Source organism: Rhodococcus sp. 05-2255-3B1, from assembly GCF_002258545.1.
Taxonomy (GTDB): Bacteria; Actinomycetota; Actinomycetes; order Mycobacteriales; family Mycobacteriaceae; genus Rhodococcoides.
In genome coordinates, this window is the sequence record NZ_NOZC01000031.1 from 224,906 (window position 1) to 250,954 (window position 26,049).

General features: G+C 64.2%; 25 protein-coding genes and 2 riboswitches. Of the genes, 6 read left to right on the plus strand and 19 right to left on the minus strand.

All coding sequences use genetic code 11. From position 1 onward, the window contains the following. Positions 1 to 25: 25 nt before the first annotated feature. The 9 genes from CH249_RS18455 to CH249_RS18495 form a co-directional block, all read right to left on the minus strand. The gene (locus tag CH249_RS18455; protein WP_094646796.1) at positions 26 to 1,150 is read right to left on the minus strand and encodes an LLM class flavin-dependent oxidoreductase; all 1,125 of its coding nucleotides are present in this window, start codon (positions 1,148 to 1,150) and stop codon (positions 26 to 28) included. Continuing rightward, a complete protein-coding gene (locus CH249_RS18460) occupies positions 1,147 to 1,887 on the minus strand; it encodes a DUF1684 domain-containing protein (RefSeq protein ID WP_094630938.1) in 741 nt (246 codons plus the stop codon). The genes CH249_RS18455 and CH249_RS18460 overlap by 4 nt, the downstream gene beginning before the upstream one ends. Further along, positions 1,884 to 3,239, minus strand: a complete 1,356-nt coding sequence (locus tag CH249_RS18465; RefSeq protein WP_094646795.1) for an NtaA/DmoA family FMN-dependent monooxygenase — start codon at positions 3,237 to 3,239, stop codon at positions 1,884 to 1,886. Before CH249_RS18465 ends, CH249_RS18460 begins: the two co-directional genes overlap by 4 nt. Next, positions 3,236 to 4,312, minus strand: coding sequence for an LLM class flavin-dependent oxidoreductase (locus CH249_RS18470; RefSeq protein WP_094646794.1), 1,077 nt, complete (start codon positions 4,310 to 4,312; stop codon positions 3,236 to 3,238). Before CH249_RS18470 ends, CH249_RS18465 begins: the two co-directional genes overlap by 4 nt. Beyond that, positions 4,305 to 5,903, minus strand: coding sequence for an ABC transporter ATP-binding protein (locus CH249_RS18475; RefSeq protein WP_094646793.1), 1,599 nt, complete (start codon positions 5,901 to 5,903; stop codon positions 4,305 to 4,307). Before CH249_RS18475 ends, CH249_RS18470 begins: the two co-directional genes overlap by 8 nt. Beyond that, a complete protein-coding gene (locus CH249_RS18480) occupies positions 5,900 to 6,793 on the minus strand; it encodes an ABC transporter permease (RefSeq protein ID WP_094646792.1) in 894 nt (297 codons plus the stop codon). Before CH249_RS18480 ends, CH249_RS18475 begins: the two co-directional genes overlap by 4 nt. Then, positions 6,786 to 7,766, minus strand: coding sequence for an ABC transporter permease (locus CH249_RS18485; RefSeq protein ID WP_094646791.1), 981 nt, complete (start codon positions 7,764 to 7,766; stop codon positions 6,786 to 6,788). Before CH249_RS18485 ends, CH249_RS18480 begins: the two co-directional genes overlap by 8 nt. 4 nt (positions 7,767 to 7,770) lie before the next feature. Then, entirely contained in the window at positions 7,771 to 9,387 is a 1,617-nt protein-coding gene (locus tag CH249_RS18490) for an ABC transporter substrate-binding protein (protein ID WP_094681954.1), read from the minus strand. Positions 9,388 to 9,606: 219 nt separating this feature from the next. Then, positions 9,607 to 9,700, minus strand: a riboswitch (SAM riboswitch). Between the two features lie 104 nt (positions 9,701 to 9,804). After that, complete coding sequence (locus CH249_RS18495; protein WP_143544541.1) at positions 9,805 to 10,554, minus strand: hypothetical protein; 750 nt, start codon at positions 10,552 to 10,554, stop codon at positions 9,805 to 9,807. A gap of 135 nt (positions 10,555 to 10,689) precedes the next feature. Here CH249_RS18495 and CH249_RS18500 point away from each other — a divergent pair, with 135 nt between their 5' ends. Together CH249_RS18500 and CH249_RS18505 are read left to right on the plus strand one after the other, a co-directional pair. Further along, the gene (locus CH249_RS18500) at positions 10,690 to 12,561 is read left to right on the plus strand and encodes an HNH endonuclease signature motif containing protein (RefSeq protein WP_094699014.1); all 1,872 of its coding nucleotides are present in this window, start codon (positions 10,690 to 10,692) and stop codon (positions 12,559 to 12,561) included. A 164-nt stretch (positions 12,562 to 12,725) separates the two neighbouring features. Further along, positions 12,726 to 13,064 (plus strand): TfoX/Sxy family protein, encoded by a 339-nt coding sequence (locus tag CH249_RS18505; protein ID WP_094646787.1) that lies wholly within the window; start codon positions 12,726 to 12,728, stop codon positions 13,062 to 13,064. Positions 13,065 to 13,078: 14 nt separating this feature from the next. Here CH249_RS18505 and CH249_RS18510 read toward each other — a convergent pair whose 3' ends face one another. The 6 genes from CH249_RS18510 to CH249_RS18535 all read right to left on the minus strand — a co-directional run bounded on the left by CH249_RS18510 (position 13,079) and on the right by CH249_RS18535 (position 19,096). Continuing rightward, a complete protein-coding gene (locus CH249_RS18510; RefSeq protein ID WP_094646786.1) occupies positions 13,079 to 13,603 on the minus strand; it encodes a GNAT family N-acetyltransferase in 525 nt (174 codons plus the stop codon). A 16-nt stretch (positions 13,604 to 13,619) separates the two neighbouring features. Further along, positions 13,620 to 14,648, minus strand: a complete 1,029-nt coding sequence (locus CH249_RS18515; protein ID WP_094646785.1) for an FAD-dependent oxidoreductase — start codon at positions 14,646 to 14,648, stop codon at positions 13,620 to 13,622. 7 nt (positions 14,649 to 14,655) lie between these two features. Beyond that, positions 14,656 to 15,633 carry an ABC transporter substrate-binding protein gene (locus tag CH249_RS18520; RefSeq protein ID WP_094646784.1) on the minus strand — a complete coding sequence of 326 codons (978 nt, stop codon included), beginning with the start codon at positions 15,631 to 15,633 and terminating at the stop codon, positions 14,656 to 14,658. Between the two features lie 34 nt (positions 15,634 to 15,667). Beyond that, positions 15,668 to 16,465 carry an amino acid ABC transporter ATP-binding protein gene (locus CH249_RS18525; RefSeq protein ID WP_094681956.1) on the minus strand — a complete coding sequence of 266 codons (798 nt, stop codon included), beginning with the start codon at positions 16,463 to 16,465 and terminating at the stop codon, positions 15,668 to 15,670. Further along, the gene (locus CH249_RS18530; protein ID WP_094646875.1) at positions 16,462 to 17,412 is read right to left on the minus strand and encodes an amino acid ABC transporter permease; all 951 of its coding nucleotides are present in this window, start codon (positions 17,410 to 17,412) and stop codon (positions 16,462 to 16,464) included. Before CH249_RS18530 ends, CH249_RS18525 begins: the two co-directional genes overlap by 4 nt. 131 nt (positions 17,413 to 17,543) lie before the next feature. After that, positions 17,544 to 17,637: riboswitch (SAM riboswitch) on the minus strand. A gap of 103 nt (positions 17,638 to 17,740) precedes the next feature. Continuing rightward, positions 17,741 to 19,096, minus strand: a complete 1,356-nt coding sequence (locus CH249_RS18535) for an LLM class flavin-dependent oxidoreductase (protein ID WP_094646782.1) — start codon at positions 19,094 to 19,096, stop codon at positions 17,741 to 17,743. 203 nt (positions 19,097 to 19,299) lie between these two features. On the opposite strand from CH249_RS18535, the gene CH249_RS18540 reads away from it, so the two are divergent. From CH249_RS18540 to CH249_RS18555, 4 genes are all read left to right on the plus strand, one after another. Beyond that, positions 19,300 to 19,638 carry a WhiB family transcriptional regulator gene (locus CH249_RS18540; RefSeq protein ID WP_373453506.1) on the plus strand — a complete coding sequence of 113 codons (339 nt, stop codon included), beginning with the start codon at positions 19,300 to 19,302 and terminating at the stop codon, positions 19,636 to 19,638. Between the two features lie 87 nt (positions 19,639 to 19,725). Further along, positions 19,726 to 20,484 (plus strand): HAD-IIA family hydrolase, encoded by a 759-nt coding sequence (locus tag CH249_RS18545; protein WP_094631006.1) that lies wholly within the window; start codon positions 19,726 to 19,728, stop codon positions 20,482 to 20,484. Beyond that, positions 20,484 to 21,557 carry an isochorismate synthase MenF gene (locus tag CH249_RS18550; protein WP_094646781.1) on the plus strand — a complete coding sequence of 358 codons (1,074 nt, stop codon included), beginning with the start codon at positions 20,484 to 20,486 and terminating at the stop codon, positions 21,555 to 21,557. Before CH249_RS18545 ends, CH249_RS18550 begins: the two co-directional genes overlap by 1 nt. 221 nt (positions 21,558 to 21,778) lie before the next feature. Next, a complete protein-coding gene (locus tag CH249_RS18555; RefSeq protein WP_052049994.1) occupies positions 21,779 to 22,720 on the plus strand; it encodes a TauD/TfdA family dioxygenase in 942 nt (313 codons plus the stop codon). Positions 22,721 to 22,725: 5 nt separating this feature from the next. Here CH249_RS18555 and CH249_RS18560 read toward each other — a convergent pair whose 3' ends face one another. The 4 genes from CH249_RS18560 to CH249_RS18575 are packed head-to-tail and all read right to left on the minus strand — an operon-like array spanning position 22,726 to position 25,827. After that, positions 22,726 to 23,949: an O-succinylhomoserine sulfhydrylase gene (locus CH249_RS18560; protein ID WP_094681957.1), complete on the minus strand. Its 1,224-nt coding sequence runs from the start codon at positions 23,947 to 23,949 to the stop codon at positions 22,726 to 22,728. Further along, positions 23,946 to 24,359 carry a rhodanese-like domain-containing protein gene (locus tag CH249_RS18565; RefSeq protein WP_032397134.1) on the minus strand — a complete coding sequence of 138 codons (414 nt, stop codon included), beginning with the start codon at positions 24,357 to 24,359 and terminating at the stop codon, positions 23,946 to 23,948. The genes CH249_RS18560 and CH249_RS18565 overlap by 4 nt, the downstream gene beginning before the upstream one ends. Before the next feature lie 45 nt (positions 24,360 to 24,404). Further along, positions 24,405 to 24,932, minus strand: coding sequence for a hypothetical protein (locus tag CH249_RS18570; protein ID WP_094681958.1), 528 nt, complete (start codon positions 24,930 to 24,932; stop codon positions 24,405 to 24,407). A gap of 34 nt (positions 24,933 to 24,966) precedes the next feature. After that, the gene (locus CH249_RS18575) at positions 24,967 to 25,827 is read right to left on the minus strand and encodes a TauD/TfdA family dioxygenase (RefSeq protein ID WP_094630958.1); all 861 of its coding nucleotides are present in this window, start codon (positions 25,825 to 25,827) and stop codon (positions 24,967 to 24,969) included. Between the last annotated feature and the right edge of the window lie 222 nt (positions 25,828 to 26,049).

Below are 26,049 nucleotides of genomic sequence, written 5' to 3' on the forward strand. Positions count from 1 at the left end.
GGTCGATGCGGTGAGTATGTTCCGATCACACCCGTAGTCGCGGCAGTCCCCACTCCTTACCGAGCAGCTCGTACGAACGCAACCGATCCACGTGATCGTAGGTCACCGAGGTGAGCACCAGTTCGTCCGCGCCCGTCACCTCCTGCAACGCCTCCATCCTGTCCGTCACGGTGGCTGCGGATCCGACGAACTGGGTCTCCACCCGATCGGCGACGAGCCGATACTGCTCGTCGGTCAACGGCCTGGCACCGTCGGGATTCGGATACTCGGCGGCACCGTGTCCACTGCGAATGCTGTACACCCACTGCGGAAACGACGCTGCCAGCCCACGTGCCTGCTCGTCCGATTCCGCGACGACCACATCGGCCGACACCGCCACGTACGGCTCGGACAGACCTGCCGAGGGCACGAAGGATCGGCGATACTCGTCGATCGCGTCGAGCGTCGTGCCCGGGCTGAAGTGATAGCTGGCCGCGAAGGGCAGACCACGCGCACCTGCCTCACGCGCGGTCGGCCCCGCGCTGCTGCCGAATAGCCACACCGACAAGCCCGCACCCGCACCCGGCCTCGCCGTCAACGGCACACCGTCCCGTTCGTAAGTCCCGGCGAGCAGCGCGGCCAGATCGTCGAGCTGACCGACGAAATCCGGTGCCTGCGCCTCGGGCTGTTGCAGCGCCGCCAGGGACGCCGAGAGCAGTGGGGTCCTACGTGGTGCAGCCTCCGCCGGTGCGGGAGGAAAGAGCCCACTGGGATCGGGCGACGACACACGCTCGGGCATTCCCCGCCCATCGCCTGCGACCGCCTCGGCTCGTCGCTGACCCGACCGACCGACCCCCAGATCGATCCTTCCCGAATACAACGCGTCGACGGTCCCGAACGATTCGACGACAGCTGCGGCCGTGGTGAATCCGAGTTGAACGGCCGCCGATCCGACGCGAATCCTGTTGGTGGCAGCAGCAATCAGGCCGATCAGCACCGCGGGCGACGAACTCGCGACCCCGACAAAATGGTGCTCGGCCACCCAATAGCGCTCGTAGCCCCACTCCTCGGTCTGGCGTGCAAGGTCGACCGTGTTTCGCAGCGCTTGCTGGACGGTGGACCCCTCGCTGATCGGGGACAGATCGAGAACGGACAATGGAACTCGGGTCATCTCGGGTTCTTCTCCCCTGCCTCGACGGCGATGGTCAGCCTGTTCTCGGTAGGCGCAACCGGGCACGTCGCGTAGTCGGTGAACGCACACGGAAGGTTCGATGCCCGGTTGAAATCGAGAACGACGGTGCCGTCCACCGGAGCGGGCACTGCCAGGATCCGTGCAGCCGGATAGGTGGTCACCCCGCTCGTGGCGTCGGTGAACAGGACCTTCAGACCATTGCCGTTGCCACCGAAGGCAATCAGCTGCGCAGCGGCACCGGCCAACTCGAAGTCGAGAGTGCCCACGGCCGAGTGGTGATGTTCGAGTCCTTCCACCACGGCTCCGGTCGTGACGGTCACCGGAGAGTCGTACGGGGTGAACGTCCCGGTGGCAACGAACTCCTCGTCGGGCTCGTAGGCCGGGATGCCGTCGTAGGACTGCAGGGTCTGCGCTTTCGGATCGTGCACCCGCAGCGCGACCGAACCGGTCCGACGGATCACCTCGATACGCCGATCTCCGTCCTGCACCAGGATGCCCGGTGCGCCCTCCACCGGATTCAGCGCGGTCACGCCATCGAACCCCTCGACGGTCACCGAATCGGCGTCGGCCCTCCACCGGCCGGGAAGATCCGCGACGGTCTCGAATTCATCGGTGAGCCAATACAACCCGGTCAACGACACCCAACCGAGGGGATCACCGTAGGACGCCTCTCGCTCGGCATGCCATTGCTTCCAGTCCTGCTCGAAATCGCTCATGATGCTCGCACTCCTTCTCGCTGTTCGTACGGGTGCCGCAGACCGAGGTGCTCGCGCAAGGTGGTGCCGGTGTATTCGGTGCGGAAGCTGCCGCGGTCCTGTAATTCCGGAATCACTCTGTCGACGAATTCGTCGAGGCCGGCAGGGGTGATGTGCGGGACGAGAATGAAGCCGTCGCTCGCGTTGTTCTGCACGTAACTGTCGATCTCCTCGGCCACGTGCGCGGGGGTTCCGACGAACTGCTGCCGTGTCGTCATCGCGATGATCAGTTCACGAATACTCAGGTTGTCTGCTTCGGCTCGCTCGCGATACTGCTGGGCGATGGTTCTGGGGTCGCCGTGTCTCGCACGGCCACGGGTGATCGACACATCGCCGCTGGGTTCGATGTCGGGCAGTGGCCCGTCGGGATCGTATGCGGACAGGTCCTGTCCCCACACCTGTTCGAGGAACGCGATGGCCGTCCTGCCGCTGACCTGCTGATGCCGGATGTGATCCGCCTTCTCGGCGGCGTCCTGCGCAGAATCTCCGAGCACGAACGTCGCCGCGGGCAGCACCTTCAGGTCGTCGTGATCGCGGCCGTACTTGGCGAGCCGACCCTTGACGTCGGAGTAGAACTTCTGTCCGTCCTCGAGAGTGCCGTGGATGGTGAAGATCGCGTCGGCCTTGGCGGCACCGAATTCTCGACCTTCGTCGGAATCGCCCGCCTGCAACAGAACCGGATGTCCCTGCGGACTGCGCGGCAGCGTGAAGCGGCCCTCCACATCGAACTGGGGTCCGGAATGCCGGACCGTTCCGATCTCCGATTCGCGGCCGAAGACTCCACGCTCGCGATCGACGACGAACGCGTCGGACTGCCATGAGTCCCAGAACTTTCGCGCGACGTCGATGATCTCGTTGGCACGCACGTAGCGGTCGGCACGATCGAGGTAGCCGCCCCGCCGAAAATTCTCGCCCGTGAACGCGTCCGAGGACGTCACCATGTTCCATGCCGCTCTACCGTCGGACAGGTGATCCAGCGACGAGAACTGTTTGGCGAGCTCGAACGGCTCGTTGAAGGTCGTGTTGATCGTCCCGGCAAGTCCGAGCCTGCTCGTCACCGACGCAAGCGCGTTGAGGACGGTGAGCGTATCGGGTCGCCCTACTACATCGAGGTCGTGAATCTTGTTACGGTGCTCACGCAGTCGCAGCCCTTCGGCGAGGAAGAAGAAGTCGAACAGGCCGCGTTCGGCCGATTCGGCGAGGTGTACGAACGAATCGAACTCGATCTGGCTCTTCGACTCCGGATCGGCCCAGACGGTGGTGTTGTTGACGCCCGGGAAATGGGCACCCAGATGAATCTGCTTCTTCGTCACAGGCTCTTCCCTTCGAGTGCATAGCGATTGGCCGGACGTCTCAGGCCGAGACGCTCGCGCAAGGTCGATCCGCTGCGGGTGTCCGTGGCCGGAAGTGCTGCCACTCCGGACGGCAGCGCGAGCGGTACCAGCGTGACTCCGTCCAGGCCGGCCGCCTCGACGGATCCGAGGAGCAGGTGCAAGCCCGCCAGGTCGCCGATATGCGACACGGACTCGGCGACTCTGACGTGCCCCGCCCAGTTGTCGAGCTGAGCGAGTTCTTCAGCGGCAGAATCGGATACCAGGGTCTCCACATCCAACAGAACGAACACGTCGGCCGGGTCACGGCCTTCCGCAACGACGGCCCGTCGAATACGGGCGGCAACAGTGGCCGCATTCTCGACTGTGTCGGCGGCGATGCGGACGATATCGGCGCGCGCCGCGGCCACCGACACGGACTCCGTGGAGTCCACGCGGATCACGACGAGCGGCTGCCCCTGCGGAGACCTCGGAGTGATGGACGGGCCCTTGACCGAGAAGTTCTCACCCTCGAAGTCGATGTAGTGCAGCTTGTCTCGGTCGATGAACCGCCCCGACTCGACGTCGCGAATCTCGGCGTCGTCCTCCCAGCTGTCCCAGAGCCTGGTGACGACCTCGACTGCCTCATCCGCCTCACGCCACAGACTACTGCTGTCCTGCTCCGCTTTTCGGCCGAACAGCGCTGCCTGCTCGGCTCCCGGACTGACCTCGACCTGCCACCCGGCCCGGCCGTGGGATGCGAAATCCAGGCTCGCGATCTGCTTCGAGATGTGAAACGGCTCGGTGTGCGTGACGGTGATCGTGGGCACCAACCCGATGTTCTCGGTGAGGGCGGCTGCCCGTGCCGCGACGGCTGCGGCCTCGAGCGTCCGACTGGCGAACGAATCGCCCAGGAAGGCGACATCGACACCTGCTCGATCTGCAGCCTGGAGCTGGTCGATCCAGAATCCTGCTGTGAACACTTCTTCGGCGCGGGAGTCGGGGCGACGCCAGGCCTGCGAATGTGCGCCGGTGCCTTTCAGCTCGATCGCGGTCAAAAACAGCGTGTCAGACACTGGTGCTCGCTTTCTCGTGCGCGCTTCCGGGGATGGCCCCGAGTAGCTCGCGGGTGTAGTCCTGCTGTGGATTGTCGAACAGTGCTGCGGTGTCGCCGTATTCCACGATGACTCCGGATTGCATCACGGCCACGGTGTCGCTGATCTGACGCACCACGGCCAGATCGTGGGAGATGAAGAGGTAGCTCAGACCCAGCTCGGACTGCAGGTCGCCCAGCAGCGTCAGAATCTGCGCCTGCACCGATACGTCGAGGGCCGAGACCGGCTCGTCGAGCACCACCAGTTCCGGCGCGAGGGCCAACGCGCGGGCGATGGCGACGCGCTGACGCTGCCCACCGGAGAGCTCGGCCGGCCGCCGGGCCAGGTAATCGCTGGCGAGTGCCACCTGATCGAGCAGCGTCCTGGCACGCTCGGAACGCTCACGCGAGGTACCGACCCTGAACGCGTCCAACGGTTCTCGCACGATCTCCCCGACGCGCAACTTCGGGTTCAGTGAGGCGTACGGGTTCTGATAGACGATCTGTACACGCCGCCGCAGTTCACGCTTGGCCTTGCCACGCAGACCCGTGATGTCCCTGCCGTCGAACGTGACCGACCCCGACGACGCGGTCTCGAGACCGATCGCGATGCGCGCCAACGTGGATTTGCCGGAACCGGATTCGCCGACGAGCGAGACCGTCCGCCCCCGTTCGACGGTCAATGCGGCTCCTTTGACCGCATCGAGGTGGACGCCGCGGCCGATGGTGAAGCGTTTCGAGACGTCGCCGACCGTCAGGATCGGCTCGCCGACCGTGGGGCGCGCGGGTCGTACGGCGGTGTTCAACGAGGGCGCTGCAGCCAACAGCTGACGTGTGTACGCGTGGGTCGGGTTCGCCAGTACCTTTGCAGTGGGGCCGGATTCGACGATCCGTCCTGCGCTCATGACGATGAGGCGGTCGGCTCTGTCCGCAGCCACGCCCAAGTCGTGGGTGATCAGCAGGACCGCGGCACCGGTCTCGGCGATCCTGGTGTCGAGATGGTCCAGGATGCGACGCTGCACGGTGACGTCGAGGGCGCTGGTCGGCTCGTCGGCGATCACCAGTTCCGGGCGGCACGCGAGAGCGATCCCGATCAGTACGCGCTGACGCTGCCCACCGGACAGGTCCTGCGGATACTGCCGCGCCCGCACCTCGGGGTTGTCCAGCCCGGCTTCGGTGAGGATCCGAATCGCCTCGATCTTCGCGGAGCGGCGATCGGCCAGACCGTGCACCCGCAGCACCTCGGCAACCTGGTCGCCGACGCGAACAACCGGGTTCAGCGAGGTGGTCGGGTCCTGCGGGACGAGCCCGATGTGGCGGCCGCGCAACCGGTTCAGCGTCTTGTCCGACGCCGTATCGAGCCTTTGCCCGTCGAACGTCACCGATCCGCCCACGATGCGTCCGGAACCCGAGAGCAGGCCGATGAGCGCGTGCGCAGTCGTCGACTTTCCGGAGCCCGATTCACCGACCACGGCCACCACTTCACCGCGGTCGACAGTGAACCCGATGCCGGAGACGGCGGTCGTCTCACCGTAGTTCACGTGCAGATTCTCTACTTCGAGAATGGGGCTCATCGCGATCGCCTCTCGAGTGCATGCCCGAGGCGGTGCGCGGACACGACGACAGCCACGATCACCAATCCCGGCAATGTGGTCATCCACCATGCGGTGGCCAGGAAGTTGCGGCCCTCGGAAATCAGCGATCCCCACTCCGGGGTGGGCGGAGCAGCACCGAAACCGAGGAAGCTGAGCGCCGACACCGCGAGAACCGCCATACCGAATTCGACTGCAGCGAGAGCGATCACAGCGCCGTACGAGTTTCTGAGGATGTGCCTGCGGAAGACATCGAACCACCGCACACCCGAGGCGTACGCCGCTTCGACGTACAGCGATCTGCGCACCCGCAGTACCTCCGAGCGCATCACTCGGGCGAAGTTGGCGATCAGCGTGACTCCGACGGCGATAGCGACGTTCACGGTGCCGAAGCCCAGTGCGGTCACCAGCGCCAACGAGAGCAACAACGTCGGAATCGACAGCAGGACATCGACGATTCGCATCAGCACCGCGTCCACGATTCCGCCGACGGCGCCCGAGACCAGACCGATGATCGAGCCGACCACCAGTGCGATACCGACCGCCAACAGCGTTGCCGTCAGCGACAGTCCGGAACCGTGGACCACTCGGGTGAAGACGTCACGGCCGATGTTGTCGGTGCCGAACCAGTGCGACGCGCTGGGTGCCTGGAGCTTGTCGGCCGGCGTGCCGACCAGCGGGTCGCCGCTGGCGAACACGGACGGGAACAGCGCGAACCCGAGAGCCAACAACAGCACGATCACGGAGGCACCGAGCCAGATGTGTTTCAAGACATCTCGCGGACCTAGCCGCCGCGTGCGTGCCGGTGCGTCTTCGCCTGCCTCGGGACTTGTCGAATGGACGGCAGGTTCACGAATCAGGATGTCAGACATGAGCTTTCTCCGGTTCTACACTGGCCTGCGCGGGCCGGTATTCGCGCACGATGCGCGGATCGATCAGCGGATAGAGCAGGTCGACTGCGAGATTGACCAGGACGAAGACCAGCGACGTGAGAACGACGATGCCCTGCACCACCGGAATGTCCTGCGCCAGCACCGACGTCTGGGTCAGACGTCCCACTCCTGCACGCGAGAAGACCGTCTCGACCACTACCGATCCGGCCAGCAGGGTGCCGACCAGGACCCCGGCAATCGTGAAGGCGGGGATCGAGGACAGTCGCAGAACGTGTCGAGTTTGCACCCGCAGGCGTGAGACCCCCTTGGCACGAGCCACATCCACGAACGGCTGCTTCCACGTGGTGGCCATGCTGGTGGCCAGGACCTGGGCGATGACAGCGCCGGTCGGTAGAGCGAGCGTCACGGCAGGTAGCACCAACGACGCTGCGCCTGCGTCACCGAACGCCGGGAACCAGCGAAGTCGGAACGAGAACAGTTGCAGCAGCAGTAGTCCCACCCAGAACGTCGGCACCGCCACCCCGAGCGGTGGGAGGGCGAGCAGCAAATTCTTCAGCCAGCCGATACGGGTGTACGTGGCGGCGTAGGCCACCGCGGATCCGAACACGACGGCCAACACCAGCGCTGTCCCCGCCAGACCGAGTGTGCTCGGTACCGCGTCGAGGATGGCCGTCGTCACCGGTTGGCCGGTGGCGATCGACAATCCGAAATCACCTTGCACGGCCCCGACCAGTGAATGCCAATACTGCACCAGCACCGGCTGATCCAGGCCGTAACGAGCCTGCAACTCGGCGATGGCCGCAGCGTCCGCCGGGGTGCCCGATCCGGCCGAGTCGACGGCAAGACTGACCGGGTCCGAGGGAAGGAGGAAGAGGACGATGAACGAGATGGTGAAGGCAGCCCACAGCACCGCAAGTGCCTGCAGTACTCGCTGCCCGATGTAGCGGATCACGGCGCTACTGCCCGCTCAGCCAGGTGTCGAAGAACTGCAGGCGGGCCGAGGCCTCGAACTTCAGATCCTGCACCGCCGAAGCCGCGCCGACGGCCTGCGAGAGCTCGATCGTGGGGATCCACAATCCGTTGTCGAGGATCTGTTCCTGCGCGGTTGCGAGAATCTCGTTGCGCGCTGCAACGTCCGTGGCCGAGAGCTGCTCCGTCAACGATGCATCCAGATCCGGAATCGGGCCGCGCGCATTGAGGTTGCGGCCGTCGACTGCGAACGAAGTGCGCAGAATGTCGCCGTCGGCGCGGGTGCTGTTGTAGTACGTGGAGTCGTAGTCCTTGGTGCCTTGCCGCGCCGTCGCCTCCGACGTGGACACCAGCTCGAGCTGTAGGTCGACGCCGACCGCGCGCAACTGCTGCTGGGTCAGCTCCAGGACCGCCTGGTTGCCGGCGAACACGGCCGAGTACATGACCTCGAAACTCAGCTTCTGTCCGTCTTTTTCGCGTATTCCGTCAGCACCGGGAACCCAGCCCGCGGCGTCGAGGAGCGACTTCGACTTCTCGGGATCGTAAGTGACATCTGCGAGTTCGACGTAGCCCGGGGTAGCGCTGGCCAATGTGCTTGTGGCCGTTCGGAAGTCCGGTCCGAGGACCGTGTCGACGAGTTCCTGACGATTGATCGCCGGCACCAGAGCCGTCCGAACGGCGGGGTCCTGCAGCGCACCGCGAGTGACGTTGGGCTGAATGCCGAACGGAACGCCGGGGTTGGATGTCGTGAGGATCCGGCCACCGACCGCCTCGATCTGCGGCGCGTCCTGCGGCAGCGCGTCACTGACCGCGTCGAGCTGGTCGGAGGACAAACTGCCGGTACGTACACCCGACTCCGGCACGATGGTGAATTCGATGCGGTCCAGGTACGCCTCGCCCTCGTGGCCGAATACCGCAGAGCCCCAGTTGTATCCGGTTCGCTTGGCCAAGGTGACGGAGCGGTCCTGCTGGTAGTCCGCGTAGGTGAACGGTCCAGATCCGATGTTGGTACCCAAGCACCGCGACTCGGCCGACTGCGCCGACGTCGCAGTGGACTGGATTCCCAGCTGAGGTGTCGAACTCGCCTGGAGGAACTGCGCATTGGGTGCCGAGAACTCGATGCGAACCGTGAGCGGATCGACGACCATGGCACCCTGATAGCCGGTCAGGTAGCTGGCGGCCAGCGGCGCCTTGGCGGCACCGAGGGTTCCGGTGATGGCATCGAAATTGTCCTTGACGGCGGTGGCGTCGAGCGGGGTGCCGTCGCTGAACGTCACTCCGTCTTTCAGCTGGAAGGTGAACGACCTCGTGTCGGAACTCACTTCCCAGCTCTCGGCCAACCACGGTTCGATCTCGCCGGTCTCCGGATCTTGATCGGTGAGTGAGTCGACCACCTGTCGGGTGACATAGATCGTCTGATTGGTGCCGGACTGCGCGGGGTCGGAGCAGGTCGGGGCCCCGGACAGGCCGTAGCGCAGCGTGCCGCCCGGCTGGGCGGGGCCGGCATCGGCATTCGAGGTGGTGGCGCTACCAGCGCACCCGGCGAGCAGTGTGGCGGTGGCGGCGATTACTCCGGCCACCAAAAGAACAGGGCGAGTGGACACGTGGGTGTCTCCGGTATCTGGTCGATCGCACACGAACTCCCGCGTCCGAGCCACGTGTGCCCAGGAAGGAGGTCGTGCAGAAGGTGAGGTGTGGTGTCGAAAAGTACGGTGCCGAAATGTCAGCTAAGACAGGTCGAACCGTTCAGACGGCACAGATCCACATGGAGACGGCGGCAACCGTCGACGAAACCTGAGGCGACTCGGGTGTTCACGTAAATTCCTCCATCGGTCCCGGCGGTAGCACCCTCACCCGACAAGCGGGGGGTTGCTGCGACGTCATAGAGCCAGGTCTCTCGGTCGCTCTGGATGGTCCTACGTTCCCGATACTACGAGAGGGTCGGCGCAGTTGCCAACCGGGGTAGGAATTGCGCACGAGGTGGGACTCGGAATGGGCGGCGGCCGGAATCACCCCAACAGTCAGACGGCAACGGTCAATTCAGCGCCTTCGCTGCCGATAGGTTCCGAATCGATGTGTTGCTCTGACCTCTTCGATTCGTGATCGCACACGCGTCGCACCCAATAGCCGATTGTTTCGTCGGCCGCGGCGAACCGATCCAATACATCCACACACAGCCAAGTTGCGACCGAGAAATCCTGCTCCGCAGCATCCAGCCCGATCAGCGTCAACTCGTCGGCCACAGCAAGTAGCGCGTAGTCGACTTCGGAACCTGTGCGTTCGAGCCACGCCAACGCACGCCGCAGCAGCATCCAGTCGGATGCGAACACACGCTCGCTAGCCGATTGTCTGCACAGTTCCGCCGTCGCAGTGAGGGTCTCGACGACCGGTATGGACACTGCGCCGTCCAATTCGGCGAGCAGCCCTCTATCGGAGTCGATCAAGTCGGCCATATACCGCCAACTAGTGGGGAGGTCGACGTCCTCGGACCACAATTCCGTCGTGCCGAATTGGAGTCGGGTGACCAATTCTCTCGGCGAACTGCACGAAGCGAAAAAGCGAAACGCGTCGTTCATCTCGATCATCCCCATTGGGTCACACGAAGCTGACGGACACCGGCTCGACACACGAGTGGCGGAGTTACTGACACGCAGCACGATCGTCACCGAAACCAGCGCCGCTGCTGTGGTCGTTACGTCGGCCTTGACCGTTATTGAACGCCCTGACCAGCGCTGGCGCGACTCGGCGTTACGCAGAATCGACAACGTCACACTATCGATCCATCTGTTATGCGCCACATACCGATTCCAGGTTGGCGATTCTGCTCGGTCCGACCGTCTCGCAGCGTGCCCATGCGGAGAACGTGTGTTCGAAAGTGTGTCAGTGGGTCGCGATAGATTCTGTGCATGCTTTCGGGGGACGGCGGATCAGGGGTGGACGGCATCGAGACGGTGCCGCCCGCCCCCGAGGTGTCCGATCCCGACTTGTCTGTGTTGGTCGACCGGGTCGAGTCCGCGATCGCGGAATTAGCGGAACAGTCGTCGGTAGCGTGGTCGAACGCGGACCGGCGCGCGGTGATCCAACGAATGGAAACGGCGACCAGATCCCTGACGGCGCACTCGTACACCTGGCTCAACGAACTCATCTCTCAGCACGGCCTCGATGTATACCCGGGATCGGTGCCGTCGTCGGTGGCGTGGATGCTGCGGATCACCCCACGAGCAGCAGGAGCACGGGTCCGTCTGGCTGCCGAGTTGGGTGACCGAACCGCCTTCTCCGGGGAAGTCCTGCCGCCGTTGCTGCCGCACACTGCTGCTGCGTTGCGGGCGGGGTTGCTCGATGCCAAGCATGTGCAGATGATCCGCGAGTTCTTCCGCCATCTGCCCCGGGATGTCGATCCGCAGACGCGCGAGCTCGCCGACGAGCAACTGGCGGGCTACGCCTCGACCAGGCGACCCGACGATTTCGCACCGTTGTTGGCGCACCTGGATTCGATCCTCAATCCCGACGGCGACCACGACGAAGACGAGGACGAAGACGAAGACGGGAAGCCACCGAAACCACCGAAACGCAGGGATGCGTTCTTCTACCTCGGTGAGCAGGGTGCCGACGGAATGTCCGAAGGAAAATTCTGCGTCGACCCCGAACTACGGGCCTACCTCGAAGCCTTGTTCTCCAAAGCCGCGAAACCCGGAGTGAACAACCCCGCAGACCCGACATCGATCATCCACGACGAGACCGGCGGCAAGGACAGCACGAGCCCTGCCGCTGCGAGCGACGGTGCGCGTCCCGATCCTGCAGCAGCCGAACCGGATTCGCCCACATCCGGTGGCGTCTGCGATACCGACACCCCACCGCCACCGGAGCCGGACGACCGTTCGACGAGCGATCAGGGACTGTGGAGCGATGCGGGACTGTGGAACGACGGTTCATTCGACGGCGACGATCCCTGCGACGGTGACGGCCGGTGCGGTGACGGCCTCGACTGTGGTTGCGGCACAGGGCCCGACGGCACCATCGAACCAGAGGGCACAGCTGAGCCCGACGACACAGTCGATGCCGATACCGACGGCGACGAAGCGCTGGGTAAGGCTGCAGCACGCGACGCTGCCGCCGCGCGGGATACCCGCACCCAACGCGAACGCCAACACGACGCCCTCAAACTCGCGCTCCGACACACCCTCGCCTCCGGCACCCTCGGCACCCACCGAGGCCTACCCGTCACCGCCATCGTCACCATGACCCTCAAAGACCTCGAAGCCGGCTGCGGCTACGCCATGACCGCCACCGGATCACGGGTGTCGATCCGCGACGCGATCCGCATGGCCTCCCACGCCCACCACTACCTGACGATCTTCGACGACCACGGCCGAGCCCTCTACCTCGGCCGCTCCAAACGCATCGCCTCCGCCGACCAACGCATCGTGCTCATCGCCCGCGACCGCGGCTGCAGCTTCCCCTCCTGCACCCGCCCGGCGACCTGGTGCCAAGCCCACCACGTCACCGACTGGAACACCGGCGGCTACACCGACATCGACTCCCTCACCTTCGGCTGCGACATGCACCACGCACTCGTCGGCACCGGCCCCGGCAAATGGGCCACCACCAAAACCGGAGCAGGACACCGGTACCCGGGCCGCACCCTGTGGCACCCACCCGCCGGAATGGACCCCAAACGCCGAGGCCTGATCAACCACGCCCACCACCCAGAAGAGGTCCTCTACCCACCCGACAACCACGGCGACCCCGGCGACGAAGAACCACGACAACCCGCCTGACGGTCCGAACCAGTCTCAGGGCACAGCACTGCCTCGAGGACACCGCTCAGCTGTGTGCACAACCTGCTACCGACAACACAGTCCACACACGGGGTGCTTCGCGGTTGCGTCCGATACGGATGAGGTCTTCGATGAGAGCAACGACCATTGGAGGGTACGAGCACATGGCGTACGACGAACTTCTTGCAGATCGCGTCCGCGACATCCTCACTGACCAGGAAAGTCTGCGCGAGCACAAGATGTTCGGCGGTCTGGCTTTCCTGGTACGAGACAAGATGGTGGTGTGTGTCGGCACAGGCAGCCGTGCGCTGCTGGTTCGTGTCGACGGTGTGCGCGAACCCGAGTATCTCCAGCGGGAGGGAGCACACCACGCCGTGATGGGTCGAGACCGGTCGATGGGCGAAGGATGGATCACCGTCGACGCCGACGCGCTGGCAAACGACACAGCACTGGAATTCTGGGTTGCCGCAGCGCTCGCGTACAACGCGAGCCGAGCCGGCTGATCACTGCAACGGGCTCATTCGAGACTCTTCTCGAAGGGATGTGATCCGACAGTCCTGGACGGCAGGCTCCGGTCGTACAGTGGGGTGTATCCGGCTGACAAGTACAGCGCCACAGCCTCGGGCTGGTTCCACCCGGTCGTCAGATACACGCGACGATATCCGCGCTCACGTGCGCTGCGTTCCAGCTCGGCAACGACACGCTTGCCGAATCCCCTGCCGCGGTGCGCTTTCGAGGTCCAGATACGCTTGAGCTCAGCGGTATCCGAGTCGTACTGCCGGTACGCACCTCCCGCCACAGGAACGCCGTCGGACAATGCTATGACCAGCACACCGCCCGGCGGGGCGAATTCCTGCGCGGGATACGACTTCAATTCTTGGTACTGAACGCCGGGACTACGGCCGTACCTGGACGCGTACTCGTTCGCCAGCTCCTGCAGCAGAGGCGCCGCGAGTGGATCGTTCTGATCGACTTCGACGAAGGTAAGCCGCCCTGGACCGGCATCGCCAGTGAGGGTGTTCAGGTCGAACGTTGCGCTCATGTGCTTCCTGTCTCGTCTATCCGTCGACCAGATCTGCGACCAGTTCCCCGACCGCAGGGGCGAACTTGAATCCGTGGCCCGAGAATCCCGCAGCGACAACGGTGTTGCCTGTGCGTCCGATGGCGAAGTTGGAATCGGGCGTACTGGTGTACAGACACGTCAGCGGATCGGCCGTATCGGCGTTCACTCCCGGGAGCCAGTTGCGTGCGTACGCGATCAGGCGATCGACTCCCGCTGGTTCGGGCACGAAGTCGCGGGTGTTCGGATCGACGACCGGTCCCGTGGCGTGTTCGCCGATCTTGATGCCGTCGAGTGAGGACAAGCCGTAGATGCCGGCCGTATCCAGAAGTGCACCGGGATGATGAATGAAGCTCGGCCACTCCACGTCCGGGCACAACGGTACGAAATGTGCCGGCTGTTCCTGGGTGGTGACCAAAGGCGGAATCACTCCCTGCGGCACGAACTCGGATGTCCACGCTCCTGTAGCGAGGACGACCACGTCGGCCACGTAGGTGCGAGTGTCCGTCACCACGTCGGAGCCGGAGAGCTCGCGCACCGGCGTCTCGTATTCGACGATCGCACCGCGCGATCGAGCTGCTGCCGTCGCTGCGGTGACGCTGCGATCGGCGTGCAATCGCCCGGCCTCGGCATGGAACAGCACAGTGGTGTCGAATCGAAGTCCGGTCCACCGCCGCTGCGCAGCAACCGGTTCGAGAACCTCGAACTCGAGCCCGGCTCGCTTCAGTGCGTCGATCCTCGGATTCACCGTCGCCGGATCTCCATGATCCACAGCCCCTGTGATGTCCAACAAGTCGGTGTCGGTAGCGGTTTCGAGATCTCGCCAGAGCGTGTGCGCCCGAGCGGCCAGTGATACGTAGTGGTCGTCGGCGTAGGCATGCCGAAAGATCCGCGAACTGCCGTGCGAGGCACCGTTCTTGTGTCCCGGACCGAATTGCTCGAGCACGGTGACGTCGTGCCCGCGTTCGGCGATCTGCCACGCCGACGACGCTCCGACGATGCCGCCGCCGACGACCACTACTTTCACCGTGTACCTACGCTGCGGGCTTGCGAGGCAGCCCGGGCGGATTGATGACGGACTCGGACACGGCCTCGGACTGGAGGCCCCACCGATCGATGACCCGCTGGTAGCTGCCGTCGTCGATGGCATGTTGCAGTGCCTCGTGGATGGCCTCGATGAGACCGTTGTCCTTCTTGGTCAGGACCGCGATCTCGCCCTGCAACGCATCGCCGGCCCCGGAGAACGTCCCGACGACCTTCGATTCCCCACTGGTTGCCGCGTGGTAGACGGCAGAGGGGTTGGGGCCGAGATAGCCGTCGATTCGCTTCGATCCCAGCGCCAGGTAGTAATCGGACGTGTTCTGGTAGTAGGCGAGTTCCGCCGGCGCGAGACCTTCGGCCACGTTGGCCTCGTTCCAGTCCACCAGCAGCTGCTCCTGGTTGGTGCCGGAGCCGACGCCGATCTTCTTGCCTGCGATGTCCTGACGCTTCTCGACCTTCCAGTCGGCGTCCTTCTGGGTCTCGAAGGCGAGGTTGTCGAGACGGTACGTGGCGAAGTCGTACTTGTCCTTGCGCTCCTCGGTGACCGTGACGTTGGAAATGAACACGTCGTTCTCACCGGAGTCGATCTTGACGAAGTTCTGCGACCAGTCGGCAACCTGCAGATCGACGTCCAGCCCGAGAATGTCGCCGACGAGGTAGGAGAAGTCGACCTCGGATCCGACGATGGTGGTGTCGTCGGTGGCGTAGAAGCGCAGCGGCGGCGCAGTTCCGCCCGAGCCGGTGACGATCAGGGTTCCTCGGTCCCGAATGGCCTGTGGCACTTTCGCTGCGATCTCGTCGACCTTGTCGACCCGGACTCGTTCGGTCTGCTCGGGCGAGAGGTCGAAGCTTTGTCCCTGCTCGGTGACGACCTGCGACTCGGCCGCGGGTTCGCTGCAGGCGGTCGCAGTGAGCGCCACGATGGCCAATGCTGCGGCCACGACCGTCAGCCTGCGTGATGGTTTCGACATGGGTGTTGTCCGTCTTTCGCTGAAGTGAGGTGGTTTACAGAACGTGGGAGAGGAAAGCTTTGGTCCGCTCGTGCTGCGGCGAATCGAGAAGTGTTGCAGGAGGTCCTTGTTCGACGATCACACCGGAATCCATGAACACGACGGTGTCGGCCATCTCGCGGGCGAAGCCCACCTCGTGCGTGACGATCACCAGAGTGGCACCGTCGCGGGCGAGTCCACGGATGACTTCGAGCACCTCGCCCACGAGCTCCGGATCGAGTGCCGAGGTGGGCTCGTCGAACAGAATCACTTTGGGGCGTAGCGCCAGTGCCCTCGCAATGGCCACTCGCTGCTGCTGGCCACCGGAGAGCCGACGAGGGTAGTCGTGCGCTTTTGCGGCGACACCGACCCGCTCGAGCAATGCCAGTGCCTCGGGCTCGACGTCCGCACGCTTACGCTTCTGCGCCGAGATCGGTGCCTCGATGACATTCTCGAGCACCGTCAGGTGCGGGAAGAGGTTGAAGTTCTGGAATACGAAACCGATCTGCGAACGCTGGCGCAGGATGTCGCGATTGCTGAGCTCGTGCAGCTTCGAACCTTTGCGCCGGTATCCCACCAGGTCTCCGTCGACGCGAACGGTGCCCTGGTCGACCTTCTCGAGGTGGTTGAGGGCACGGAGCAGCGTGGACTTACCGGATCCGGACGGGCCGATGATCACGGTGACCTCACCGGGGCGAACGGTCAGGTCCACGCCCTTCAGAACTTCGAGGGCACCGTAGGACTTGTGCACCCCGCGCACTTCGACGGCGTACTTCGTTTCCGATCTGGACGTGCCGGCATCGAGCGTGGTCATCGTGTTGCTCCTCGCGGGGCCAGGGTGATCTCGGCCAGTTTCTTCCGTAGCTTCTGAATCGGCGTGAGCTCGATGGTGCGGACGGCCCCCTTGGCGTAGTGCCGTTCCACGTAGTACTGCACCACCGACAGAATCGAGGTGAGAATGATGTACCAGACGGTGGCCACCATCAGCAGCGGTACGACTCGGCCGCTTCGGCCGTAGATGACCTGAACCTGATAGAACAGCTCGGCGATGGCCATGACGGAGACGATCGAGGTGCCTTTGAACAGGCTGATCACCTCGTTGGCGGCGTTGGGGAGAATGCCTCGCATCGCCTGTGGGAGGACGATCTTGAAGAACTCTCGGCGCTTCGGAATACCCAGTGCTGCAGATGCTTCCAGCTGCCCCTGGTCCACCGAGATAATTCCGCCGCGGACGATCTCGGCGGAGTATGCAGCCTGATGCAGGGCCAGTCCGATGATCGCAGCTGTCGAGCCACTGATGACGTTGTTGACGTCGAACTCGAAGAAGCTGGGACCGAACGGAATCCCCAGCGACAGGGTCTGATACAGGTACGCAATGTTGAACCAGAACAACAGCTGCACGATCAGTGGAATGGATCGAAACGCCCAGATGTAGAACCACGAGATCACTTGCAGGACGGGATTGTTCGACAGCCTTGCCACCGCTAGGGCGATGCCGAGGGCGAAGCCGATCAGGGTCCCCCAGAACGTGAGCTGGATGGTGAGCCACAGAGCCGAGAGCACCGATTTCGCCGTGCAGTACTGAGCGAAAGTGCCCCAGTCCCATCCCGCATTGGTGGCCAACCCGTGCAGGAACTGAGCGACCACGACCAGGGTGGCGACGCTGATGACCCAACGCCACGGATGCCACTTCCTGGCGACGACGAGTTGCTCGTCCGGCAGTTCTGCGGTGTCGCTCGAACCGGTGGATGTCGGCGAGATCTGAAGTTGCGTCACCGGAGCCGCCGGTGCGGATGGGCAGCGATCATCGCTGTGGTGCCTTTCGAAAGGGTGGACTGTGAGTACGCGAATCGGTCAGGCGGGCGTACGCATACAGGTGTTCATCAGCAGTTCCTCCATCGGTCCTGGCGGTAGCACCCACACGCCCGAGGGCGGGGTTGCTGCGACGTCGTAGAGCCAAGGTCTCTCGGTCGCTCTGGATGGTGACAGGAATGTATAGAACGTCAGATTGAAAAGTCAAGTGCGCGTAGTCTTTCGGGTTGAAATCACGATGATTTCAACCCTTGCCACGTTTCCGAACTGCCTGGTGTCAGCTGAAGGCGCCCCGGTATCGGGCAGCCGGATGCGACACGGGCAGTCTGTCCCGGCCGGTGAGTTTGGCTCGGACGGTGCCCCGGCCGTACTCCCGTTGCGCCAGCCCGCGTTGCCGAAGAACCGGCATCAGATGATCGATGAATTCCAGGTAGCTGCCCGGGATCGTCGAGTTGATGACGTTGATCCCGTCGACGCCGGCGTCGCGCCACTGTTCGAGACGATCGGCGATGGACTCCGGCGTTCCCACCACCCGCCCGCTCCGAGTCCGCATGTGCGCCAGATCCCGAACGGTGGGTTCTCGATCGGTGATCGCTTCGCGTAGCCACGCCAACGTGCTCTGCGAGCCTTCTCCCTGCACCTGACCGATCGGGGTGTCCAGATCGTAGGAGCCCAGATCTATGCCGATCCCACCCGCAGCGTGCGCGATCATCGCCTCGTCGTCGACGTATTCGTCCAACTCCGCTTCTCTGCGTCGAGCTTCGCTCTCGGTACTACCGATGACGAACGACAGACCCTGGAAGAATTCGAGGTCTCCGGGGGACCTCCCTGCCTCGACGACCAGACGGCGCGTGTCGGCGATGAGCGAGCGCGCGGCCTCGGGTGTGGGAGAGGCGATGAACTGGGCCTCGGCGTTGCGCGCAGCGAAGCGTCGGCCCGTCGGCGACGATCCGGCCTGGAACAACAGTGGTGTCCGCTGCGGAGACGGAGTCACGAGATGCGGGCCCTCGACGCTGTAGCGCGCACCGACATGGTCGATCTTGTGCACCTTCGAGAAATCACCGTGTCGACCGGATGCTTTGTCCTGCAACAGAGCTCCGTCGTCCCACGACCCCTCCCACAGCTTGTACACGACGTCGACGTACTCGTCCGCCCAGGCGTATCGATCCTCGTGCAGAGCCAGGTCTCCGTAGCCGAAGTTGCGCCAGGCGTTGGGTGACAGGCTCGTCACGATGTTCCAGGCGATACGGCCGTTCGACGCGTGATCGAGCGTGGACATCTTCCGCGCGAAGTTGAACGGATGCTCCTGCAGAATCGACGAGGTCAAGGCGATCCCGAGATGCTCTGTCGCGTAAGCGATCGCCGACGCGATCACGGTGGGATCGTTGCTGGGAATCTGCAAACCGGACTCGACGAACTTCTCCCACGAACCTCGATGGTCGTCGTACAGCCCCACGACATCGGCAAAGAACACGAAATCGAACTTGCCTCGCTCGAGTTGTTTCGCCAACGACACCCAATGCTCCAACGAGGAGAAATCGGACTGCTCCGCTTCCGGCTTGCGCCACGCACCGTGCACGATATGAGAGGTGGTGTTCATGACGAATGCGGAGAACCTGAGCGGCCGAGTCATATCTGCACCTAGCCACGAATTCGCACCACCCGGCGAAGCTGCAACACTCCGCAGCCGTCGGCAACGCACCGACCGCAGCCCCTCGAATCAGCCTGATTTCAATCATTGCGTCGCACCATCGACCCGGCGAGCCTTTTCGGTAGCGAATCGTTCTGTGCGGGCCGGGTCTCGCGCAGCGTCGACGAAAGGAATGGGTCGCCACGATGCCGAACAGCTCTGCCACGTCGAAGAACACCGCAATCGCCATGATCGAACGCAGAATCTCCTCCACCACCGAATCCTGGGATTGGCAGGTCGACGCACTGTGCCGAGGACAGGACTCGGAGATCTTCTTCTCCCCGTCCGGCGAAGGCCGCTCGGCTCGCCGCGCACGGGAGGACCGCGCGAAGCAGGTGTGCGCGGGCTGCGGGGTCATCGACGAGTGCCGACGATTCGCACTGGCCGCCAACGAACCGTTCGGAGTCTGGGGCGGAACGACAGCCCGGGAGCGACAACAGCACCGAGCCAACTCCCGGCGTGCCGAGGAACTGCAGGCGAGTTAGTACCGTAGTCACGCCTTCGGTGCGACCGCCGTAGTTCACAATGGATGGGTGAGCGAAACCGAGAAGCCTCAGCAGTGGACGTACCTGATGGACATGGACGGCGTGCTCGTCCACGAGGATCACCTGATCCCCGGTGCCGACACGTTCCTCGCCGAGCTGCAGGCCAACGAGATCCCGTTCATCGTGCTGACCAACAATTCGATTCGCACCCCCCGTGACCTGCGCGCGCGTCTCGCATTCACCGGTCTGGACATTCCGGAGAAGTCGATCTGGACCTCCGCCCTCGCCACCGCGACATTCCTGGGCAATCAGCGGCCCGGTGGTAGCGCCTACGTCGTCGGCGAGTCGGGTCTGACCACCGCCCTGCACGACATCGGCTACACCCTCACCGACTCCAGCCCCGATTACGTGGTGCTCGGCGAGACCCGGACGTACTCGTTCGAGGCCATCACCACCGCCATTCGTCTCGTCGAGAGGGGTTCGCGCTTCATCGCAACCAACCCCGATGCCACCGGCCCGTCCCGCGAGGGGTCACTGCCCGCCACCGGTTCGGTGGCCGCGCTGATCACCAAGGCCACCGGTAAGGAGCCGTACTACGTCGGCAAGCCCAACGCGTTGATGATGCGGTCGGCCCTGCGCGCGATCGGCGGACATTCCGAGAACACGCTGATGATCGGCGACCGGATGGACACCGACGTGCTCTCGGGCCTGGAAGCCGGACTGCAGACCATCCTGGTCCTCACCGGGATCTCGACGGTCCAGTCCGTCGAGCAGTACCCGTACCGGCCGACCAAAGTTCTCGATTCCGTCGCAGACCTGGTAGGCCGCACGCAGAACCCGTTCTGATGACTCTCGAATTCGTTCTGTCCCGCCATGATCACCACGTCGTCGGGCTGGGTGTCCGGCACACGTTTCCCGATATCGCCGACGCAGTCGCTGCGGTGCGGGACGGCCGAAATGTCGTCGGCGCAATCCCTTTCGACATGTCCGACGCCACCGCCCTGATCGAGCCGGAGCAGTTCTACCGCCTCGACGGACCCTGGTCGACGGTCGATGCTCAACCGCCGTTGCCCGAGGTGACCGTCGCACGACAGATTCCCGATCCCGACGTGCACGTGCAGCGAGTGCGGGATGTCGTCGAGCAGCTGAAAGCCGGTGTGGCCGAGAAGATCGTCCTCGCGCGGGCCATCGAGGTGACCGCGGATTCCCCGATCGACGCTGCCTCGGTGCTCAGCGCTCTGGTCTCACGCGATCCGATGGGCAACGGCTTCCTGGCGGACCTGTCCCCCGCCACGCATCGGGGTAGGCACATCGTCGGCGCGAGCCCGGAACTGTTGGTTCGCAAGCGCGGCAACATCGTCACCTGCCATCCGTTCGCCGGCACGGCCGCACGATCGACCGACCCCGACGAGGAAGCGCGCATCTCCGCGGCGTTGGCGGCCAGTGCGAAGGATCAGGCCGAACATCGCTTCGTCGTCGACGAGATCCGGGCTGCGTTGACGCCGTTCTGCGAGACGCTGGAGGTGCCCGAGTCGCCACAGCTCAGCAGTACTCCGCAGCTGTGGCACCTGTCGACGCCGATCGTCGGCACCTTGGCCGACCCCGAGACCTCGGCGCTCGACCTCGCGCTGGCACTGCACCCCACCGCTGCAGTCGCCGGTGTCCCCCGCGCGGCAGCGATGGCGGCGATCGCAGACGTCGAAGGCTCCCGCGGCTTCTACGCCGGAGCGGTCGGCTGGACCGACGGCAGCGGCGACGGCGAGTGGATGGTGACGATCCGCTGTATCGAGCTCTCGGCAGACGGACTTTCGGGAACGGCCACGGCAGGTGGGGGCATCGTCGCCGATTCCGACCCCGACGCCGAGCTGGACGAGACCACGGCCAAGTTCCGCACCGTTCTCAGCGTGTTCGAGCACTGACGTCCACCGGTACACCGCTACCGATCGATCGTGGTGTCGAGATCCTGGTGTCGAGATCGTGGTGTCGAGATCGTGGTGTTGAGATCGTGGTGTTGAGATCGTGGTGTTGAGATCACGGTGAATCGAACTGTGTACATCCACGATCGACAGTGGTCAGCTTGTTGAATTACGCACTGCGCCGGTGTGATTCGGGCAGTCTTCGACCAGCGAAAGGTATCGACATGTCGGTGGACACTCTTGCCGAGAATACGACAGCTCTGCGTGCGATCAAGATCGGCGGCAACCTCGGTGCCCGCATCGAGGGTGTGCGACTCGGCGGCGATCTCGATGCCGACACTGTCGAGTTCGTTCGTCGGGCTCTGCTCGAGCACAAGGTCATCTTCTTCGGCGGCCAGCACCATCTCGACGACGAAAGCCAGTATGCGTTCGCCGAATTGCTCGGGTCGCCGACCACCCCGCACCCGACGGTGACCTCCCGTGGCACCAGGACACTGGCCATCGACTCCGAATACGGCAAGGCCAACAGCTGGCATTCGGATGTGACCTTCGTCGACCGCATCCCGAAGGCCTCGATCCTGCGTGCGGTCAGCCTCCCGGAATACGGCGGGAACACCACCTGGGCCTCACAGACCGCCGCCTACGCTCAGCTGCCGGATTCACTGAAGGCGTTGGTGGACAACCTCTGGGCCACGCACTCGAACAACTACGACTACTCGGCGACTGCTGCAGAGAAGATCAGGAACGACAAGACCGAGGAGTACCGAAAGGAGTTCCAGTCCACATACTTCGAGACCGAACACCCAGTCGTCCGCGTACACCCCGAGACCGGCGAGAAGACTCTGCTACTCGGTCACTTCGTGAAGAACTTCATCGGATTGTCGACCAAGGAGTCGCAGACGCTGTTCGATCTCCTACAGAATCGAGTGACCAAGCTGGAGAACACTGTTCGCTGGACCTGGAGCCTCGGCGACGTGGCCATCTGGGACAACCGTGCCACCCAGCACTACGCCGTCGCCGACTGGGACGATCAGTACCGCCGCCTCGAACGCATCACCTTGGCCGGCGACGTGCCGGTACACCCGAACGGTGAGAGAAGCCGAGTGGTTGCAGGCGATGCCGCGCACTACTCCCTCATCGACAAACCGGTACCGGTGACACTCTGACCCAGCTACTTCAGCGCCTGATCCAGATCCCCGATCAGATCCTCGGTGTCCTCCAGACCGATCGAGATGCGTACGACGCCGTCGGTGATGCCCACTGCTGCACGGCCTTCCGGCCCCATCGCGCGGTGCGTGGTGGTCGCCGGATGCGTGATCAGCGTCTTCGAGTCGCCGAGGTTGTTGGAGATGTCGACGATGCGCAAGGCGTCGAGCACCTCGAAAGCACGCTTCTTGCCCTCGCCCTCGGGAGCGTCGAGCTCGAACGTCACGACGGTACCGCCGCCCGACATCTGCGACTTCGCCAGCTCGTACTGCGGATGCGACTGCAGGAAAGGATATTTGACCCATCTGACCGCCGGATGGCCTTCGAGGAACTCGGCGATCTGCAGCGCCGATTTCACCGAATGCCGCACCCGCACCGGCATCGTCTCCAAGCCCTTGAGCAATGTCCAGGCGTTGAACGGGCTCAGCGCCGGGCCGGTGTGCCGCATCAGAGTCTGCACCGGTCCTTCGATGTACTCCTTCGAGCCGAGGATGGCACCGCCGAGAACCCGCCCCTGGCCGTCGATGTGCTTGGTACCCGAGTACACGACCACGTCGGCACCGAGTTCGAGGCTGCGCTGCAGCAGCGGCGTTGCGAACACATTGTCCAGCACCACCGTTGCGCCGGCCGCATGAGCCAGCTCGGAGACGCGCCTGACATCGACCAACGACTGCATCGGATTGGACGGGGTCTCGAAGAACACCGCCGTGGTCGGCACCGACAGCGCATGCTCCCACTGCTCGAGGTCTTCGCCGTCGACAAAGACGGTCTCTACTCCCCACCGCGGCAGAATCTCGTTGCACACCACGAAGCACGATCCGAAAAGACTACGCGCAGCGACCAATCGGTCACCGGCCTTCAGCAATGCACCCAACGCGGTGAACACCGCGGACATCCCGCTCGAGGTTCCGAAGCATGCCTCGGCACCCTCGATCAGCCGCAACCGTTCCTCGAACATCTTGACCGTCGGGTTGCCGTAGCGCGAGTACACGAAATGATCGATTTCACCGGTGAACGCCTGCTCGGCCGCACCGGCACTCTCGTACACGAAACCCGAAGAGAGATAGAGGGCTTCGGCGTTCTCGTCGAAGCCGGATCGCATCAGGCCGCCGCGCACTCCCAGCGTTCCCTGACCCACGCCCTCGGGCAAGGGCTTGTCGAATCCGCCGCCTTTGGGAAGGTTCGTCACGACTGCCTCCAAGGCAACCCGACCGCACGCCAACCCGTGGCTCCGCGGTGGCCGTCGGCGTCGGTGGCGCCTTCGAAGCCGTCGAGCACGTTGTAGGACGGACCGATGCCCGCTGCCGTCGCGGCCTCGGCGGCTCCGATGGATCGCTGACCGGAGCGGCACAGGAACACCACCGGTCGATCGCCGTCCACGCCTGCGGCTTTGAGATCGTCGACGAAGTTGGCGTTCCGGGCACCGTCGGGGAAGCTGACCCACTCGATCAGGTGCGTCGGGCGGTCGATGCCGGAGGTGTCCGGAACTCCGACGTACTGCCACTCGGCGCGCGTACGAACGTCCACGAGCACGGCCTCGGGGTTGTTCTGCAACAACTCCCAGGCAGCTTCCGGGGTTATGTCACCTGCGTAGGTCACTGGATCAGCCTTCCGTCACTTGCCGTTACGTCACACATACCGAGATCAGACATTGCACACCTGCCACTTGTCGTCGACGCGGAGGAACTTCCACACGTCGTCGGTCTGCGCTCCGGATTTCTCTTCCTTCAGCGGGACCGTGACCATTCCGCGGTCGCCGTTGACCTGATAGTCGGAGGGCACCCCGTCGATCGACGTCTCGCCGTTCCGCTCGACCTCGCCTGCTCGATCGGTTCGGTACTGCGCATCGTCGCCCGGAACGAGGCGCTCGACCTGATCGAAGCAGGTGTTCTGGCGCAGCAAGTCTGCGTCGCCGGTGTTCTGTGCCTCGAGGAATCCGTCGACGGCGTCGGTGAGCAACTGGGCCTGCGTCACGTTGTCCTCGGCAGGTGCGAACTTCGAGGCCGCGAAGATGCCGACCAGCAACACCACGACGACGCCGACGGCGAGGATGAACGGCCACGCGTTGGGCGGACGCTGCTCGCCGGAGTCGGCAGCCGCCTTGGACGCGTTGTTGCGCGCTTCCTCACGACTGTCGACCCACTGCTGCCTACGTTCACTCCACGACGCCATGCGGCCAATCTTCCTCGATCCGACGGGCCGGGCACTATCGGGGTCCGACGGGAATGTCTCCTCGCAACGTGATGCGGTGCATCTTGCGGTGCTCGGTGCCGTAGTCGCGATTGGCGTAGTGCGAGGTGCTGCGGTTGTCCCACAGCACCAGATCGCCCAACCGCCAGCGGTGCCGCACGATGTGTTCGGGCTTGGTCAGGTGCGCGTACAGCAGATCCAGAATTCCGCGGCTCTCGGCCTCCGACACCCCCACGATGTGGGAGGTGAAACCTGGATTGACGAACAGCCCCTTGCGGCCGGTTTCCGGATGGACCCGCACGACGGGATGTTCGACGGGGACCAGCGCGGTGACCTCCTTGCCGTCCCACACATTGCCTTTTCCGCCGCGCTTCTGCGCGAGGTAGTAGCCGAACTCGCGGTTGCCGTCGTGCATTGCCGTGAGGCCGTCGATCATTCGGCGGACCGGTGCGGACAGCGATTCGTAGGCGAGCTGACTGTCGGCCCAGTTGGTGTCGCCACCGTGCGGCGGTAGGACGACGGGACGCAGGATCGAGCCCATCGGCGGGCGTTCCATGAACGTGACATCGGTGTGCCAGACGTCGGCGAATCCGTTGTCCTGGCTGTCGAGGGCGTAGACCTCGGGGGCGACGTGACCGCTGTCGTGCACCGGATGACCTGCGGTGAGGTCACCGAGCCTGCGGCCGAATTCGATGTGGCCCGCGTCGTCGAGCGTCTGCCCACGCAGCACGAGAACCTTGTGTTCGACGAGGGCTCGTCGCACGGCGTGTATCTGCGGATCGGACGCCGACGCGACGTCGAGGCCGATGACCTCGGCACCGAAGCTCGGGCCGAGCTTGTCGAGAGTGAGAGTTGCGGTCTGTTCCAGAGTGGTCATGTGTCCTCGAATCCGTGCACGGTCGAGCGCTGATCTTCGGCAACGCTGCCGTCGAGAGAGGGGTCCCGTCCTGGGAGGAGGGGAAGGGGCGTCGGGTCTTGTCACCGACAACACATGTTGGTGCAGGTACGACAGAAGTCGACGGTGAACCGTCGGACCAGGTATGTCGTGTGCACAGAGCAATTCCTACCGGAAACCGGGAAATCCGGCAAGTTGCCCACT

What these genes read in the sequence shown, in the direction of transcription:
- CH249_RS18575 (WP_094630958.1), bottom strand. Translation starts at nt 25,827, where the DNA reads ATGACCACTCTGGAACAGACCGCAACTCTCACTCTCGACAAGCTCGGC.
- CH249_RS18510 (WP_094646786.1), bottom strand. Translation starts at nt 13,603, where the DNA reads ATGAGCGCAACGTTCGACCTGAACACCCTCACTGGCGATGCCGGTCCA.
- CH249_RS18480 (WP_094646792.1), bottom strand. Translation starts at nt 6,793, where the DNA reads ATGTCTGACATCCTGATTCGTGAACCTGCCGTCCATTCGACAAGTCCC.
- CH249_RS18525 (WP_094681956.1), bottom strand. Translation starts at nt 16,465, where the DNA reads ATGACCACGCTCGATGCCGGCACGTCCAGATCGGAAACGAAGTACGCC.
- CH249_RS18545 (WP_094631006.1), top strand. Translation starts at nt 19,726, where the DNA reads ATGGACATGGACGGCGTGCTCGTCCACGAGGATCACCTGATCCCCGGT.
- CH249_RS18570 (WP_094681958.1), bottom strand. Translation starts at nt 24,932, where the DNA reads ATGGCGTCGTGGAGTGAACGTAGGCAGCAGTGGGTCGACAGTCGTGAG.
- CH249_RS18505 (WP_094646787.1), top strand. Translation starts at nt 12,726, where the DNA reads ATGGCGTACGACGAACTTCTTGCAGATCGCGTCCGCGACATCCTCACT.
- CH249_RS18540 (WP_373453506.1), top strand. Translation starts at nt 19,300, where the DNA reads ATGCCGAACAGCTCTGCCACGTCGAAGAACACCGCAATCGCCATGATC.
- CH249_RS18460 (WP_094630938.1), bottom strand. Translation starts at nt 1,887, where the DNA reads ATGAGCGATTTCGAGCAGGACTGGAAGCAATGGCATGCCGAGCGAGAG.
- CH249_RS18520 (WP_094646784.1), bottom strand. Translation starts at nt 15,633, where the DNA reads ATGTCGAAACCATCACGCAGGCTGACGGTCGTGGCCGCAGCATTGGCC.
- CH249_RS18550 (WP_094646781.1), top strand. Translation starts at nt 20,484, where the DNA reads ATGACTCTCGAATTCGTTCTGTCCCGCCATGATCACCACGTCGTCGGG.
- CH249_RS18500 (WP_094699014.1), top strand. Translation starts at nt 10,690, where the DNA reads ATGCTTTCGGGGGACGGCGGATCAGGGGTGGACGGCATCGAGACGGTG.
- CH249_RS18555 (WP_052049994.1), top strand. Translation starts at nt 21,779, where the DNA reads ATGTCGGTGGACACTCTTGCCGAGAATACGACAGCTCTGCGTGCGATC.
- CH249_RS18535 (WP_094646782.1), bottom strand. Translation starts at nt 19,096, where the DNA reads ATGACTCGGCCGCTCAGGTTCTCCGCATTCGTCATGAACACCACCTCT.
- CH249_RS18455 (WP_094646796.1), bottom strand. Translation starts at nt 1,150, where the DNA reads ATGACCCGAGTTCCATTGTCCGTTCTCGATCTGTCCCCGATCAGCGAG.
- CH249_RS18475 (WP_094646793.1), bottom strand. Translation starts at nt 5,903, where the DNA reads ATGAGCCCCATTCTCGAAGTAGAGAATCTGCACGTGAACTACGGTGAG.